This window comes from Achromobacter sp. (assembly GCF_036567245.1).
Classification (GTDB): Bacteria; Pseudomonadota; Gammaproteobacteria; order Burkholderiales; family Burkholderiaceae_B; genus Achromobacter.
The window spans coordinates 18,466-33,041 of the sequence record NZ_DATCUY010000119.1 but is presented as its reverse complement, the minus strand read 5'-3'; the positions used below and the strand labels follow the sequence as shown (position 1 = coordinate 33,041).

The window sequence follows — 14,576 nt, the reverse complement described above, 5'->3', positions numbered from 1 at the left end:
GAGTCGCTGGGCGATGTGCGGACCCTGATGGCCGCCAGCCTGGCGGGTCAGGACGGGCTGCGCCTGCTGGCTCCCTGCGACCTGCAGCCGGTCAAGGCGGCGGGCGTCACCTTCGCCATCAGCCTGCTGGAGCGCATGATTGAGGAAGAGGCGGGCGGCGACGCCAGCCGCGCCGAGGAAATCCGCGTTCGCATGCAGGCGCTGATCGGTTCGGACCTGTCCCGCCTGCGGCCGGGCTCGCCAGAAGCGGCCAAACTGAAGGCCGAACTGATCGGGCGCGGCCAGTGGTCGCAATACCTGGAGGTGGGCATCGGTCCGGATGCCGAGGTCTTCTCCAAGGCGCCGCCCATGGCGTCCGTGGGTACCGGCGCACGGATCGGCGTGCTGCCCGAGTCCCGCTGGAACAATCCAGAACCCGAGATCGTGCTGGCGGTGGACAGCCGCGGCGAAGTCGTCGGCGCCACCTTGGGCAATGACGTCAACCTGCGCGACATCGAAGGCCGCAGCGCCTTGCTGCTGACCAAGGCCAAGGACAACAACGGTTCCTGCGCCATCGGACCCTTCATCCGCCTGTTCGACGGCGGCTACACCCTGGACAGCGTGCGCCAGGCCGACGTCTCCCTGCGCATCGAGGGCCTGGACGGCTTCGAGCTGGACGGCGTCAGTCACATGCGCGAGATCAGCCGCGATCCGCTGGACCTGGTTCGCCAGGCTTGCGGCAGGCATCACCAGTATCCGGACGGCTTCATGCTGTTCCTGGGCACCATGTTCTCGCCCACCCAGGACCGCATGGGCCCGGGCACCGGCTTCACCCATAAGCTGGGCGACCGCGTCGTGATCGCCTCCGAGCGCCTGGGCGCGCTGGTCAATGAAGTGCGGCTGGCCACCGAGATCGAGCCCTGGACCTTCGGGGTGCGCGCGCTCTACGCCAACCTGGCCGCGCGCGGCCTGTAGCGGCGAGGATCCCGATCCGCCGTCTGGCGGCGTGGGGCAGGGGCGCCCCGGCCGGTGATTCGCCTGGATGACGGCTCGCGTCCGTTACTCCCCGTATAATCCTTGGTCGAATCCCCCGCCCTCTGCGGCGGGCCCAGCGGTAAGAGCCGGCACGCGTCCGCGCCACGGCTCGTTTCACTCTCCCGGATACGTCTTGAATCTCCCCGAGCTTGTTGCCCCCATTGCAGACGATATGAAAGCCGTCGACGCGGTCATCCGCGAGCGGCTGAATTCCGAAGTGGTCCTGATCCGCACGATCGGCGACTACATCATTGGAGCGGGCGGCAAGCGCATGCGACCGGCCATGGTGCTGATGGTGGCGCGCGCGCTGGGCTACGAGGGCACGCACCACCAACTGCTGGCCGCCGTGGTCGAGTTCATCCATACCGCCACGCTGCTGCACGACGACGTGGTGGACGAATCCGACCTGCGCCGCGGCCGCGACACCGCCAACGCGGTCTTCGGCAACGCCGCCAGCGTGTTGGTGGGCGACTACCTGTATTCGCGTTCCTTCGAGATGATGGTGGAAGCCAACTCGATGCGCGTCATGAGCATCCTGTCCGAAGCCACCACGGTGATCGCCGAAGGCGAGGTGCTGCAACTGCTGAACGTGCATGACCCGGACGTCTCGCAGGAACGCTACCTGCAAGTCGTGCGCTACAAGACCGCCAAGCTGTTCGAGGCCGCCGCCCAGGTGGGCGCCGTGCTGGCGGGCGCCACCCCCGAGCAGGAAGCCGCTGCGGCCGCCTATGGGCGCCACGTGGGCACCGCCTTCCAATTGGTGGACGACGTGCTGGACTACAGCGGCGACGCCGCCGCCCTGGGCAAGAACGTCGGCGACGACCTGCGCGAGGGCAAGCCCACGCTGCCGCTTATCCGCGTGATGGAAGTGGGTACCCCGGAACAGCAGCAATTGATCCGCGACGCGATCAAGACCGGCGACGCCGACTTCGCCGCCGTAGCCGCCGCCATCCAGGCTACCGACGCCCTGGAACACGCCCGCCAGGCCGCCGTGGCCGAGGCCGATCTGGCTCGCCAGGCACTTTCTGGCTACCCCATTTCCCCTTTTCTAAATTCTCTGTTAGAATTCTGCGCTTTCGCGGTGAATAGAGATCGCTAAGCGAATTAGGCGAAAAATTGGGGTAACCCAATCGGGGAAACCCAGTAGCCTGAAACGTGGCGGTTGATAGTGAAAGCGAAAGATGATTTGGTTGCACTGAGCGCAACGAAGTCAAAGAAGTTGAAGTAACCGGGGCGTAGCTCAGCCTGGTAGAGTACTGCGTTCGGGACGCAGGAGTCGGAGGTTCGAATCCTCTCGCCCCGACCACTGATTTGTGGTCACACCCGACGAAAGACCCTTTAGCCTCGCGGCCATTGGGTCTTTTTTGTTTGGGTCGCGGCAAGGCGGTGTCCGCCTTGGTCCTTGGATGATGCGCGACGCTCCTCTAGGAATTCCCGCCCATGGGTAGCGGCTTGCGCTCGACCGTGACGTTTTTGCATTTCTCGAACTTCTTTACAGCGACGGGCCGCGTCCGCACCACTCCGTCCGCAACGACAAGTTCACGCAAGATCGTATCGGGATGATGATAGTACGTCTCGTAGTCCTTGCCTGGCTCAAGCACCGCGCTGATCGCTTGGCCGAAAGGACTGCTGTACATGGATATGCCTATGGAGTTCGGATGGCTCCATCCGCCGCCGCGTGAGTGGATGTCGATAGGGATTCCCGCCGTGACGACATATTCGGAATAGTATTGGGCGTCAGTATTAGGCATGGGCATGCCGATCACCGTATTGCTGAATCCTCGAACCAGGGGATCGTTGGCTTCGAAGGCATACGGGCGCACGCCATCCTGGCAGGTTCGATTCAGGATGATTGTTGTTGCGGGTCCGAAGTAGACGCGCAACCGTGCGCTGACCGCCGGATCGTATTCCTTCGGTAGATACGGACTTTTCGGGGCACACCCCGAGACCAGTATGGCAATGCCGATCATTGCCATTTTTACTCCTCGTGTTGTCTTCATCTGCTGCCTTGGTAGTTGGTGCATCGTCCGCTGCTCGCGGCCGCTAAATAGCGATACTCCGCTCTTGGACGCCTCGCGCCTGGTTCCAGACGTCTCTCGTTTGTTAACGGCTATTTCCCGCGAAGCTTGAGATGCATCGCCCAGTCAGATGTCATCAGTGCGGCCGACACTTTTGCATTTGCAAGTCAGACTGAGTCATTCCTTCGTCATTACGCCTCTCTAGACTTCCGCCTTTTTACACAGGCAGCAGAGATGACAAAGGGCAGCAAGAACGGGCAGGGCGATGCGCAGATCGCGGAACAGGCGGCAGCGGCCTCGCCGCTCGCACCCGACAACCGTCGGCGCAGTTTGTTGCGCGCCGGCTTGGGCGTGACGCTGCTACCCATGGGCGGCAGTTTCCTGCTTAGCGGCTGCAATGGCGGTGGCGATGACGACGATGATGGCGATGGCGATGGCGATGGCAATGTCGATGGCGGCACGGGCACGCCTCAGCCGGCATTGGTGTCGAGCTTCGCGCTGGCGGTGCTGCCGGATACGCAGTTCTATTCGCGTTACGCCACTGACGCCGAGAACCAGCAGTTCATGCGCAAGTACGGCAGCGAGCCTTACCAGGCGCAGACGCGTTGGGTGGCCGAGCACGCCAAGGCGCTGAACATTCCTTTCCTGGTCCATCTGGGCGACGTGGTCGACCAGCAGGGCAAGCCCGACCAATGGAAGGTGGCCAGCGCTGCGATGAAAGTGCTGGAAGACGGCAAGGTGCCGTACTCGATCCTGGCGGGCAACCACGACGTGATCGTCGACCGCGACTATGTGGACGAGAGCAGCCAGTCGGCCAATACCGATGCGCAGCGCGACCTGACCAAGGAACCCTATCTGCAGCATTTCAGCGTCACGCGCGCCAAGCAGCAGGCCACCTTCGGCGGCCGCGACGCCAGCGGCTTTCACGAGTATCACGTGTTCGAGGCCGAAGGGCAGAAGTTCCTGGTGCTGTCGCTGTCCTGGCGCGCGTCGAACGACGCGCTGGCCTGGGCCAACCAGGTGCTGCGCGCCAATCCCACGCTGCCCGCCATTCTGGTCAACCACCAGTTGCTGAACATCGACAAGGACGGTGTCAGCCCGCTGGAAGTGCCCTACGGCAAGATGTTGTGGGACAAGCTGATCCGCGACAACGATCAGATCTTCATGACGCTCAACGGCCACTATCACGGCGCCACCCGTCTCACCAAGACCAATGCCTACGGCCACGCAGTGGAAGAAATGGTGGTGGACTACCAGATGGCCTATCAGGGCGGCAATGGCCTGATGCGCCTGTACGAATTCGATCTGGGCAACAACGAGATCCGGGTGCTGTCGTTCTCGCCCTGGGTGCCGCAGAAGCCCAAGGACACGCTCAATGCGTTCGACCAGGCGCTGCTGACCGCGCCCAACGAGCAGTTCACGATCAAGATGGACTTCGCCAGCCGCTTCTCCGGCTTCAACAAGACGTTCAAGGCCGCGGCGCCCACGCATACCTCGCTGGTTGAACAAGCCACGGCGCTGATCCTGGCCAACTATACGGATCCCGCGACCGTCGAGCAGAAGCCAGCCGCCGACGTCAATGACTATCCGCAGGTGGCCGGGACGTTGGCGCACTGGCGCTTCTTCGGCGGCCAGGCCGGGCAGCCCGTCAAGGTGGGCGAGACCGTCGCGGACGTGACCGGCCTGAACCCGATACGCCGTGCGGCGCTCAACGTGGATGGCGTGGCCGGTGCGCAGGAAGGCGATCTGCTCTGGTCGGACGATCACCATTTCCTGTCCGCCGCGCCCGGTTCGGTGCGCTTCCTGAACACGGACAAGAACACGGCGCGCATGAGCTACTTCACCACTGATGCCGCCGCCGTGATCAACAGCGCCACGGTGCCCAGCGGCTACACGGTCGAAGCCTTTCTCAAGATAGGCAAGGACTGGAGCGCGCAGAAGCACGCCTGGATGAACATGATGACGCGCGACGGCAAGCGCGGCGATCTGGCCGGGTTCAATGGCGGCGACCCCGAATCCCCGCCCCTGATCTTCGCGGTGTCCAGCCTGCGCGAGATCCAGTGGGAAATCGTGCCGGTCGTGGCGGGTGCGCGCGGCGGCAAGACCAACTGGTCGGGCGAGATCATCGCGGACAAATGGTTCCACGTCGCGGTGGTCAACGACGCCGACACACACGAGACCATTCTCTACATCGAGGGCGCGCCGGTATTGCGCAACGTCAGCAACGCGCCTGGCCTGGCGGCGCTGGCCGCCGACATGCCCTGGGTCATTGGGGCGGGTTCGTGGGACGGCCAGCGCGCCGATGGCTTCTTCGGCAGCATCGGCGAGATCCGCATCGTGGACAAGGCGCTCAAGCCCGCGCAGTGGCTGACCGCGCGCCGCGCTAGCTAGGCCAGCATGCGGGACGCGCGTGGCGCGTCCCGCCCGGGTTGGGCGCGGGGCAGCTGACCGCTACCAAACGCCGATCTCGATACCGTACCGCGGCTCGATCGTGTGGCGGGAGACCACGATGTTCTCGTCGGGCACGGTTACGCTGAGCTTGCGCGTGCGCATCCATTCGAAGAGCCGTTCCTTGTGTTCTGACAGCACGCGAGACAGTCCCTCGTCGCCGGCGACGTCGCGCAATTCGTCAGGATCGAGCGACATGTCAAACAGCTGTTCGGCGTGTCCGTCCCAATAGATGTACTTCCAGTTCTCGGTGCGCACCATGTAGCCTCGGCAATGCCGGGGATCCTGGGCCAGTTCAACGCGCGCTTCGCGATAGGCGTAGTCAATCTCGCTGATGGCCGCATCCCGCCAGCCCGGGTTGCGGCCGCGGGTATGGCCCAGCAGGGAATCGCCTTCGAGCAAATGGTTGGGTCGTTCGAACCCCAGCGCATCCATGACGGTCGGCAAGAAGTCTATGGATTCCACCAGCGCGGCTGAAGCGCTGCCTCGGCTTGCCGACGCATCGTCGTGTGGATCGACCACGATCATCGGAATGCGCACCGAAGGTTCATGGAACAGGTCCTTGTCGCCCAGCCAATGATCGCCCAGATAATCGCCATGGTCTGACGTGAAGACGATGAGCGTGTTCTGGTCCTGACCAGTTTCGCGCAAAGTGGCCATCAAGCGGCCGAGATGATGATCGATTTGCGAGATCAACCCCATGTAGGGAATCTTGACCCGTGCCGCGACCTCGTCGCGTGCGAAGTTCACCGACTCGCGGTGCTTCAGATAGGCGGCATAGACGGGATGAGGGTTGATCAACTCAGCTTCGGATTTGACGGTCGGGATGCAATCATCCACGCCGTACAGGTCGTGGTACGGCGCGGGCGCCAGGTAAGGCCAATGCGGCTTGATGTAGGAAAGGTGCAGGAACCAGGGCTGGTCGTCCTGCCGCCGGACAAAGTCGATCGCCACGTCCGTGGTGTAGGCCGTCTCCGAGTGTTCCTCCCGGACCCGCGCCGGCAAATGCACGTTGCGCATCTTCCAACCGCTGACGCGCGTGCCCGCGACATCGGTTGCGGACATCACGAATTCGTCCCACGGGTTCGGTCCGCCATAGCCCGCGTTCCTGAGAAAGCGCGTGTAGGGATGATCGCCGCCGGGGTCCGCGTGTCCTTCGTAGCGATCCACGACTTCGAAACCGCCTTCAAGCATTGCGGAGCCGTCCGCCGCTGGAATGCCCAGACGCCGTATCGCCTCCATGTCGGCCGCGAAATGGGTTTTTCCCGCCAGCGCCACGCGCACGCCATGCGGGCGCAGAAAATCTCCGATGGTCTGTTCGCGGATGGACAATGGCACGAAGTTCCAGATGGCGCCATGGCTGAACATGGACCGCCCTGTGTAGAACGACATGCGCGAGGGGCCGCAGGTTGGCGCCGCGCAGTATGAACGGGTGAATTTCACTCCTTGGGCCGCCAGGGCGTCGATGTTCGGCGTTTTTATGGTGGGATGCCCATAGCAGCCAAGATAATCGGCGCGCAGTTGGTCGCACATGATGAAAAGAACATTCTTGATCTTGTTCATCGGCTTGCCGCGTTTGCCATCCATGCTTTTACTCCGCCTTGATTCCGGCGCTGCGAACCAGATTTCCCCAACGCCGGGACTCGGCGGCGATAAGGTCCGAGAACTGCGCGGGATTGCCCGTGACGGGGTCTACGCCCAATGCCAGGAACCGGTCCGCAACGTCGGGGGACTTCACGGCCTTGGCAAGCTCGGCATTGAGCCGCGCGATTACTTTTGCCGGCGTGCCGGAGCGAACGACGAAGCCGTCCCAGCCGCTGACGTCGAACTCCGGGTATCCCGATTCGATCATCGTGGGTACGTCCGGCAGGGCGGAAATCCGCTTGGCGCCGGTCACGGCGAGCGCGCGGACGCGGCCTGTCTGAATATGGGGAACGATTACGCTGCTGGTCACGAACATGAACTGCAGACGCCCCTGCAACAGATCGCCCACCGCCTGCGGGAATTGGTTGTAGGGCACGTGGGTCGCCAGCACGCCCGCTTGTTGCTTGAACAGTTCACCCGAAAGATGGGCCGGCGTACCGCTGCCGCCCGAGCCGAAATTGAATTCACTGGGCTTGGCCTTCAGAAGCGCGACCAATTCGGCGACCGTCCGGGCTGGAATGCTGGGGTGGACGGTGAGCACATTGCAATAGCTGGTGAACTGGCCGACCGCATTCAGGTCGCGCGACAGGTCCACGGTCAGGGCCGGATAGAGTGCGGGCGCGACTGAGATGGGTTGCAGCATGGTCATGAGGGTGTAGCCGTCGGATGGCTGGCGCAGCAGTTCGCCCAGGCCTACCGTGCCGGTCGCGCCTGGCCGATTCTCGACATACACGGATTGCCCGATACTCGTCGTCATTTTCGCTGCGACGATGCGCGTAACCACGTCGGGCGGAGTGCCTACCGAATACGGAACGATGGTTCGTATCGGCTTGGTGGGAACCCATGAATCCTGCGCGTCAGCCGCCTTGGGCAAGAGGGCTGATGCGGCGAAAGCAAATGTCGACTGCAGGGCGGAACGACGGCTCATGTTCATGGTGGGTCCCTCGCATCAATGGCTAATCCAGGTCGCTGGAATCTCGTGAATCGAACGAAGCGACGTTGCGCTTGATCTTCTTCAGCACACTCATCAGGACGGTCATCTCGCTCGGAGATATTCCCGTGAGGAACCGCGCGTAATAGTCCAGCACCGCGGGCAGCGATTCGACGAAGAGCTGGCGGCCCTGCTCGGACAGGAACACATGCGTTTGCCGCTTGTCGGTCTCATGTCCGATGCGCTCGATCAGTTCATCGCGTTCCATGGCGTCGAGGATGCGGCTCAGGTTGGAGCGTTCGATCACGCTGAGGTCCGCCAGCTCCGACACGCTGTGTCCGTCGCGGTCGGCCAGGATGCTCAGGACTCGCCACATCAGGGGAGAGCAGTGATGGGCGGACAGCACGCGAGCGATGTTCCGGATATGGAAGCGGTCGATGGCCAGGAAGTAGTGCATGGGCCAATCCGTGACGTGGAATAGATCCTCCGCGTCTTTGATCGGCGCCGTCGACTTCTTGGGAACAGCTTTCAGCAGCGGCTTTATGTTCGTCATTTATGTGTGAATAATCGGTGAAAAATCACATAATTAATTTAGGGCTGGGCATTTGCCGTGTCAAGGCGTGAGGGAGTCAGTAGTTTCACTAACAGCCGATGCGTGGAGCGGTTGTGCTGCGTCCGAAGCGCAGCTGCGCATCATGCCGAGGCTCGCCGGTCGGAGGCGGTCGCTGGCTCGACGCCAGCCAACTGACCTACCTGTCTGGGGAAGCCGCCGCCGCCTCGGCGGCTTCCGCCCGCAGGCAGTCAATCAAATCCCGCATCCGCGGCGACAAATCCAGGCTGTGGTGCCGCACGATGCCCAGCGGACCGAACACGGGCGGCAGTTCGATGTCCAGGATGGCGATGCCGTGGCTGCTGGCGGGATGGCGGGCGACGCAGCGCGGCAGCAGCGACAGCAAGTCGCTATTGGCCATCAGCATCATATTGTTCAGGGCCGAAGCCGATTCGATGCGCGATGGCGGGTACAGGCCTTGGCGTTGCAGCAGCATGTCCAGGCCGATGCGTGCAGGGCTGCCGCGCGGCGGCATGATCCACGGGTAGGCGGCCAGTTGGGCCCAGGAGACCTGGGCCACCCCCGCCAACGGATGCCCGCTGCGCGCGCACAAGCACATCGGTTCTTCGTACAACACCTGCGCCAGGGTATCGGGCGTGCGGACGGCTGCGCCCATGCGCGCCACCAGCAGGTCCAGCTTGCGGGTGTGCAGGTCCGGCATCAAGGCTTCCAGCGAACCCTCGCGCACCAGCACATTGACGTTGGCGGCCCGTTGCTCGAAGCGCAGCAGCGCGCGCGGCACCAGGTAGGCCGCCGCCGCCGAGTTGACGCCGAGATGGATGGTTTCCACGTCGAGGTCGGGCGCGCCGGTCCATTCGCCGCTCATGCGTTCCAGGTCGCCCAGCACCCAGCGTGCGTGGCGGATCAGGGAGTCGCCGTGGGGCGTGGGGAAGGTGCCTTTCGGTGTCCGGTCGAACAGCCGCGCGCCCAGCATGTCTTCCAGTTCGGCAATCATGCGCGAGACCGCGGGCTGGGTGGTGGCCATGCGCTGCGCTGCCGCGCCGACGTTGTGGACTTCGTCCAGCAGCAGCATGAGTTGCAGGTGACGCAGGCGCAGCCTGCCGCGCAGGTACCAGCCGGGCTGCAGGGACGGAACGGGATCTGGAGGGTTCATCTGAACATATCAATTCTGATATGAGAAGCCCAAAATATATCATTGGACTGGAATGTCCCGGTGTCTGATGATCCTCCCTAGCGAGCTGCCCGTGAATGAGGCGAGCCGCGGGATGGAGACAATCATGCTGAAATGTATATGCGGCGCCTTGGCCGCATGCAGTCTGGCCGTTCCCCTGGCGGTCTGTGCAGCCTATCCGGACCGGCCCGTCACATTGGTCGTGCCGTCGGTGCCGGGCGGCGCGGCCGACGTGGTCGGACGCCTGGTCGCGGCGGAAATGTCCAAGCAATGGAGCGTTCCGGTCATCGTGGAAAACCGCGCGGGCGGCGCCGGCGTCATCGGCTCCCAGGCCGTGGCCCGCGCCAAGCCTGACGGCTATACCTTGCTGCTGGGGCCGGACGCCTCGTTCACGGCCGTGCCGTACCTGATGCAGGATGTGCCGTATCGCACCGAGGACTTCGCGCCGGTCGCTACGCTGGCGACCCTGCAATACGTGCTGGTCGCGTCGCCCTCGGCGCCGTTCAAGTCCTTGCGCGAACTGCTGGAGCAGGCGCGCGCCCGGCCCGATGCCATCACCTACGCCAGCGGCGGCCCGGGCTCTACCCATCATCTGGCGATGGCGCTGTTCGAGCACGCGGCCGGCATTTCGCTCGAGCACGTGCCGTACAAAGCCGCGCCCCAGGGCTTTGTCGGCGTGATGGGCAATCAGGTCGATCTGATGTTCATCGTCGCCAGCACGGCCGTGCCGCAGATCAAGGCCGGCAAGGTGCAGGGACTGGCCAACGCGGGAGCCGCGCCCATCGCAGGCGCGCCCGACCTGCCGATGGTGAAGGACGAAGTGAAGGACTTCACGTTCTACAGCTGGTTCGGCCTGTTTGCGCCGGCAAAGACGCCGGCGCCGGTACTGGCCGATTTGCAGCGCGCCGTGGCCGCCGTGCTGAAGAGTCCCGAGGTCCAGGACAAGATGCAGGCCCAGGGCATGATCGTGGGCGACCAGGACGGGTTGAGCTTGAGCGAACGCATCGCCCATGACACCCGCGTTCTCGCGCCCGTGCTTTCCGACATCAAGACCGCCATCAGCAAGCAGCAATGAAACGCCCCAACATCCTCCTCATCACGACCGACCAGCATCGCGGCGACTGCCTGGGCTTTGCCGGGCGCCAGGTCAAGACGCCGCACATCAATCATCTGGCGCGCACCGGCACGCATTTCGCGGCCTGCATTACGCCCAACCTCGTCTGCCAGCCTTCGCGCGCCTCCATGCTGACCGGCCTGCTGCCCCTGACGCATGGCGTCCGCGACAACGGCATAGACCTGGACCTGCGCACCGGAGAGGCAGGCTTTGCCGGCAGCCTCGCCGCCGCGGGTTATGACACAGGCTTCATCGGCAAGGCGCATTTCTCCACGCACCATACTTTCCAGGCTACCGGACGGCCCGAGTGCCAGTACAGCCAGGCCGGCATGGGACCAGGCTGGGCGGGCCCATACATGGGCTTCGAGCATGTCGAGCTGGTGGTGGAGGGCCACAACTACTGGCTGCCCACGCCCTTGCCCGGCGGCCTGAACCATTCGCGCTGGCACTACGGCGACGGCCTGGGCGAACTGCGCAACCAGCTGTACCAGACGGATCTGGGGCCGGCCAGCGGCGCGCCGCAGACCTTCAACTCCGCACTGCCCGCGGCCTGGCACAACTCGGCCTGGATCGGCGACCGCACCATCGACTACTTGCGGGAACAGCGCGACCAGCCATTCTGCCTGTGGGCCTCGTTCCCCGATCCCCATCATCCCTTCGATTGCCCCGAACCCTGGTCGCGCCTGCATCACCCCGACGAAGTCGACCTGCCGCGCCATCGCGTCACCGACTACGAGCGCAGGCCCTGGTGGCACAGGGCGAGCATGGAGAGCAAGCCCATGGGAAACGCCGAGGTGCAGGCGGTGCGCCAGAATTTCTCGCGCATGCCGACCCAATCCGACGAGGCGCTGCGCCGCATCATCGCCAACTACTACGGCATGATCTCGCTGGTGGACCATCAGGTGGGGCGCATCATGAAGGCCTTGAGCGATTATGGGCTGGACCAGGACACCATCGTAATCTTCACTTCCGACCACGGCGAATGGCTGGGCGATCATGGGCTGATGCTCAAGGGGCCGATGGCCTATGAAGGCCTGCTGCGCGTGGCCATGGTGGCCAGCGGCCCTGGCATCGCGGCTGGGCAGAGGGTGGAGGATCCGGTTTCCACGCTGGACCTGGCCGCGACCTTTTACGACTACGGCGGCGCGTCGGCCCTGGGGCCGGTGCATGGCCGCAGCTTGCGCCCGTTGCTTGAAGGCCGCGACGCCACCCGTGAATTCGCGCTGAGCGAATGGGACGTGGCGGCATCGCGCTGCGGCGTGGAGCTGAAGCTGCGCACGGTGCGCACGCGCGACTGGAAGCTGACGCTGGAATTGGGCAGCGGCGCGGGCGAGATGTATTGTCTGGCAGAAGACCCGGACGAAATGGACGATCTGTTCGATGATCCGGGCCATGCCGCCAAGCGGCGGGAGCTGATTGACATGCTCAGGAGCCGGCCCGCCGACCAGCTGCCGGAGCGCGCGCCGGCGTCTGGCATCGCTTGAGCGCGAGGCTGCGTTTCATGTTGTGTATCTCCTTAGAGGCTTGGCTTTCCCGAGGGCGGTCGGAATCGACCCAGACGCAGGCAGGACCGGGGTCCTTGGGCGTTGGGGAGGGAGCGATCTGTCGGGATTTTTTTAAGAACGGACACCGCTTTACGTCGGCATCCAGGCGGTTCATACCCTCCGGCAGCGTGCGCGAATCTGCGCATGCCGGCGAGTACGAGCACTGTATGGGGCAGGGCCGGAAAATTTAGTCGGAAGACATCGATTTTCGCGTCTGAGAAATACGAATTTGTGTTGGACAGACACCAATCGCGGCCGTTGCGGCGTCGCGTTTGGCGTCGTGGTCAGCCTGCGTTGCTCAGCGGATGGATGAAGGTATAGCCCTGCCCATAGCTCGTGCGCAACGGCAGTTCGATCCCCGCCATCCGCGCCCGGCGGCGCAGGCGGCCGACCACGCTGGAGACGATGGCCCGCTGCAGATGCACGGGACGGCCCGAGGCATTCGGCCAGACCTCGCGGTGCAGGTCCGCAATGCTGCTGTACTGGCAGTCATGGCCGCTCAGGCACGACAGCAGCGCGTATTCCTTGTTGCTCAGGGAAATCAGGCCGGCGCTGTCCGGCGCGCGCAGTTTCTTTTCGCCCTCGATCAACGCCCACTCGCGGACCGGCGTGACGCGGACGGTCGCGACCGTTCCCGCCAGGGCTCGCCGCTGCCGTGCCAGGGATTCCGACGCGGGGGTGGCTTCGCGCTGTAGGCGCGTACGCAGCGCCGAAGACAGGCGTTCCAGGCTGTTCAACGCCGCCAGCAATTCGTCGATGCCCGCGTCCGACGACAGGCAGGCGTCCGCGCCAGCGCATATCAGTTCGGCCCTAGTATTGGAGGAGTCGTTGGCGGTGATCAGCAACACCAGCCCGGCGACGTAGGGGCCGCGCCGCGCGCATAGCATGGCGGCCAGCCATTCCGCGCTGCCGTGCATCACGACGTAATGCAAGCCGGGATCGGCAAGCTGTTCCTGCAATCTGAGGGCGGATTGGGTCAGGCACACCATCTGGGCGCTGTCGCCCAGCCCCTGCACCAGCGCCGCGGCCGGTCCTATCGCTTCGACGCAGACATGGACGGTGTGATTGAAAGCGGTTTTCTTCATGGTGGATGGCCTGTGGTTCGTGGAATCGAAGGGGCTCATTTGTATTCAAGCGTGAAGGTGGCCGAGCCGTTCGCCTCGCCCGCGGTCACCTGGTTTGCAGTCTGGTAATAGCGGGCGTGGAACAGCACGTCGTAGGCGCCATCCTTGGATACGCCGACCAAGGCGCCTTGGCCATAGGTGACCGGCTGGCGGTCCCTGTCCAGGATCTGGATGCCGACGCCGGTTGCGGCATTGGCCTCGGAGTTCAAGGCGATCACTCCCGGCGCGCCCGACGCGTCGGGCTTGGCGTCCATGCGCAGGTACACGGCATTCAGCTCCGGCTTGGCTTCGCGGCAGTTCAGCTTGATGTTGAATCGTTGCTCGGCCGCCGTGCTTCCGACAGCGCTGAACAGGTTTTTCCAGACCTTGCCCAAGTGGACGGGAGGGGTAGGGGCGGCAGTGCAGGAAGGGGTGATGATGGTCGTGGTGCGCCCGCTGACTATCACTTGCAGGGATTGGTCCGGGAAATCCTTCGAATACATGGTGGCATACTGCCCTTCTTCGAGTGCACCGTTGCCAGTGTTGTTGCTGATCTTGATGAGTTGGACGTGAATCCTGCCGATGGCGCCCATCGCGAGGCCGCCACCTCCAGCTGGATAGATAAACGGGAACTGGATGACTCCTCCGGCACCGGACAAGTAGATTCCGATCCTGATACCGATGCCTGGGATGTTCGTTGTGTAGACGTAGTTGCCTACGGACGATCCTTTGCGAATCTCCGCCAACACCGCTCCAGGGCCCGATTTGCAGATGGCGAGCATTACGCCCGTGTGTTTGATGGGAATTTGTCTCTCGGCGAGAACCACGTTGTTCGCGGTGTTCAGCGGTACCGCTATGTTGCCAAAAGCGATATTGAGCACATTCTGGGCTATGCCTGGTCCGAGCGTGCATGTCGCCTGGCTCTGTGGCGCATACGCGCATAGCATCAGCGCCGGCCACAAGAACGCCAAAGTTCCAGCTGTGCGTCTTCCTTTGTTAACCTGATAGTCTTTCATTT

Annotated in this window: 12 protein-coding genes and 1 tRNA gene; 6 read left to right on the top strand and 7 right to left on the bottom strand. The window is 63.7% G+C overall.

What is annotated here, in order from left to right; translation table 11 throughout:
• The 3 genes from VIR09_RS05425 to VIR09_RS05415 form a co-directional block, all read left to right on the top strand.
• Positions 1-954, top strand: a 954-nt coding sequence (locus VIR09_RS05425; RefSeq protein WP_332011947.1) for a fumarylacetoacetate hydrolase family protein, incomplete at its 5' end; no start/stop codon positions are given.
• A 193-nt stretch (positions 955-1,147) separates the two neighbouring features.
• Positions 1,148-2,113, top strand: a complete 966-nt coding sequence (gene ispB / locus VIR09_RS05420; RefSeq protein ID WP_041654444.1) for an octaprenyl diphosphate synthase — start codon at positions 1,148-1,150, stop codon at positions 2,111-2,113.
• 130 nt (positions 2,114-2,243) lie between these two features.
• Positions 2,244-2,320, top strand: a tRNA-Pro gene (locus tag VIR09_RS05415).
• A 118-nt stretch (positions 2,321-2,438) separates the two neighbouring features.
• On the opposite strand, the gene VIR09_RS05410 is transcribed toward VIR09_RS05415, so the two are convergent.
• Positions 2,439-2,990, bottom strand: a complete 552-nt coding sequence (locus VIR09_RS05410; RefSeq protein ID WP_332011946.1) for a hypothetical protein — start codon at positions 2,988-2,990, stop codon at positions 2,439-2,441.
• 276 nt (positions 2,991-3,266) lie between these two features.
• Here VIR09_RS05410 and VIR09_RS05405 point away from each other — a divergent pair, with 276 nt between their 5' ends.
• Complete coding sequence (locus VIR09_RS05405; protein WP_332011945.1) at positions 3,267-5,423, top strand: LamG-like jellyroll fold domain-containing protein; 2,157 nt, start codon at positions 3,267-3,269, stop codon at positions 5,421-5,423.
• A 60-nt stretch (positions 5,424-5,483) separates the two neighbouring features.
• Here the strand turns inward: VIR09_RS05405 and VIR09_RS05400 are convergent, their stop codons facing one another.
• The 4 genes from VIR09_RS05400 to VIR09_RS05385 form a co-directional block, all read right to left on the bottom strand.
• Positions 5,484-7,067 carry a sulfatase-like hydrolase/transferase gene (locus VIR09_RS05400; RefSeq protein WP_332011944.1) on the bottom strand — a complete coding sequence of 528 codons (1,584 nt, stop codon included), beginning with the start codon at positions 7,065-7,067 and terminating at the stop codon, positions 5,484-5,486.
• A 4-nt stretch (positions 7,068-7,071) separates the two neighbouring features.
• On the bottom strand, positions 7,072-8,058 hold the full coding sequence (locus VIR09_RS05395) for a tripartite tricarboxylate transporter substrate binding protein (RefSeq protein ID WP_332011943.1): 987 nt from the start codon (positions 8,056-8,058) through the stop codon (positions 7,072-7,074).
• 22 nt (positions 8,059-8,080) lie between these two features.
• Positions 8,081-8,608 carry a MarR family winged helix-turn-helix transcriptional regulator gene (locus VIR09_RS05390; protein WP_013396635.1) on the bottom strand — a complete coding sequence of 176 codons (528 nt, stop codon included), beginning with the start codon at positions 8,606-8,608 and terminating at the stop codon, positions 8,081-8,083.
• Between the two features lie 196 nt (positions 8,609-8,804).
• Complete coding sequence (locus VIR09_RS05385) at positions 8,805-9,779, bottom strand: LysR family transcriptional regulator (RefSeq protein ID WP_332011942.1); 975 nt, start codon at positions 9,777-9,779, stop codon at positions 8,805-8,807.
• Between the two features lie 124 nt (positions 9,780-9,903).
• Between VIR09_RS05385 and VIR09_RS05380 the strand changes: the two genes are divergently transcribed.
• Positions 9,904-10,872, top strand: coding sequence for a tripartite tricarboxylate transporter substrate binding protein (locus tag VIR09_RS05380; RefSeq protein WP_332011941.1), 969 nt, complete (start codon positions 9,904-9,906; stop codon positions 10,870-10,872).
• Entirely contained in the window at positions 10,869-12,395 is a 1,527-nt protein-coding gene (locus tag VIR09_RS05375) for a sulfatase-like hydrolase/transferase (protein WP_332011940.1), read from the top strand. Before VIR09_RS05380 ends, VIR09_RS05375 begins: the two co-directional genes overlap by 4 nt.
• A gap of 344 nt (positions 12,396-12,739) precedes the next feature.
• Here VIR09_RS05375 and VIR09_RS05370 read toward each other — a convergent pair whose 3' ends face one another.
• The gene (locus VIR09_RS05370) at positions 12,740-13,540 is read right to left on the bottom strand and encodes a winged helix-turn-helix domain-containing protein (RefSeq protein WP_332011939.1); all 801 of its coding nucleotides are present in this window, start codon (positions 13,538-13,540) and stop codon (positions 12,740-12,742) included.
• A 35-nt stretch (positions 13,541-13,575) separates the two neighbouring features.
• Positions 13,576-14,574: a fimbrial protein gene (locus VIR09_RS05365; RefSeq protein WP_332011938.1), complete on the bottom strand. Its 999-nt coding sequence runs from the start codon at positions 14,572-14,574 to the stop codon at positions 13,576-13,578.
• Positions 14,575-14,576 lie beyond the last annotated feature (2 nt).

Excerpts from the sequence above, each read along its gene's own strand:
- VIR09_RS05410 (WP_332011946.1), bottom strand. The coding sequence starts at position 2,990 with ATGGCAATGATCGGCATTGCCATACTGGTCTCGGGGTGTGCCCCGAAA.
- VIR09_RS05405 (WP_332011945.1), top strand. The coding sequence starts at position 3,267 with ATGACAAAGGGCAGCAAGAACGGGCAGGGCGATGCGCAGATCGCGGAA.
- VIR09_RS05400 (WP_332011944.1), bottom strand. The coding sequence starts at position 7,067 with ATGGATGGCAAACGCGGCAAGCCGATGAACAAGATCAAGAATGTTCTT.
- VIR09_RS05395 (WP_332011943.1), bottom strand. The coding sequence starts at position 8,058 with ATGAACATGAGCCGTCGTTCCGCCCTGCAGTCGACATTTGCTTTCGCC.
- VIR09_RS05390 (WP_013396635.1), bottom strand. The coding sequence starts at position 8,608 with ATGACGAACATAAAGCCGCTGCTGAAAGCTGTTCCCAAGAAGTCGACG.
- VIR09_RS05385 (WP_332011942.1), bottom strand. The coding sequence starts at position 9,779 with ATGAACCCTCCAGATCCCGTTCCGTCCCTGCAGCCCGGCTGGTACCTG.
- VIR09_RS05380 (WP_332011941.1), top strand. The coding sequence starts at position 9,904 with ATGCTGAAATGTATATGCGGCGCCTTGGCCGCATGCAGTCTGGCCGTT.
- VIR09_RS05375 (WP_332011940.1), top strand. The coding sequence starts at position 10,869 with ATGAAACGCCCCAACATCCTCCTCATCACGACCGACCAGCATCGCGGC.
- VIR09_RS05370 (WP_332011939.1), bottom strand. The coding sequence starts at position 13,540 with ATGAAGAAAACCGCTTTCAATCACACCGTCCATGTCTGCGTCGAAGCG.
- VIR09_RS05365 (WP_332011938.1), bottom strand. The coding sequence starts at position 14,574 with ATGAAAGACTATCAGGTTAACAAAGGAAGACGCACAGCTGGAACTTTG.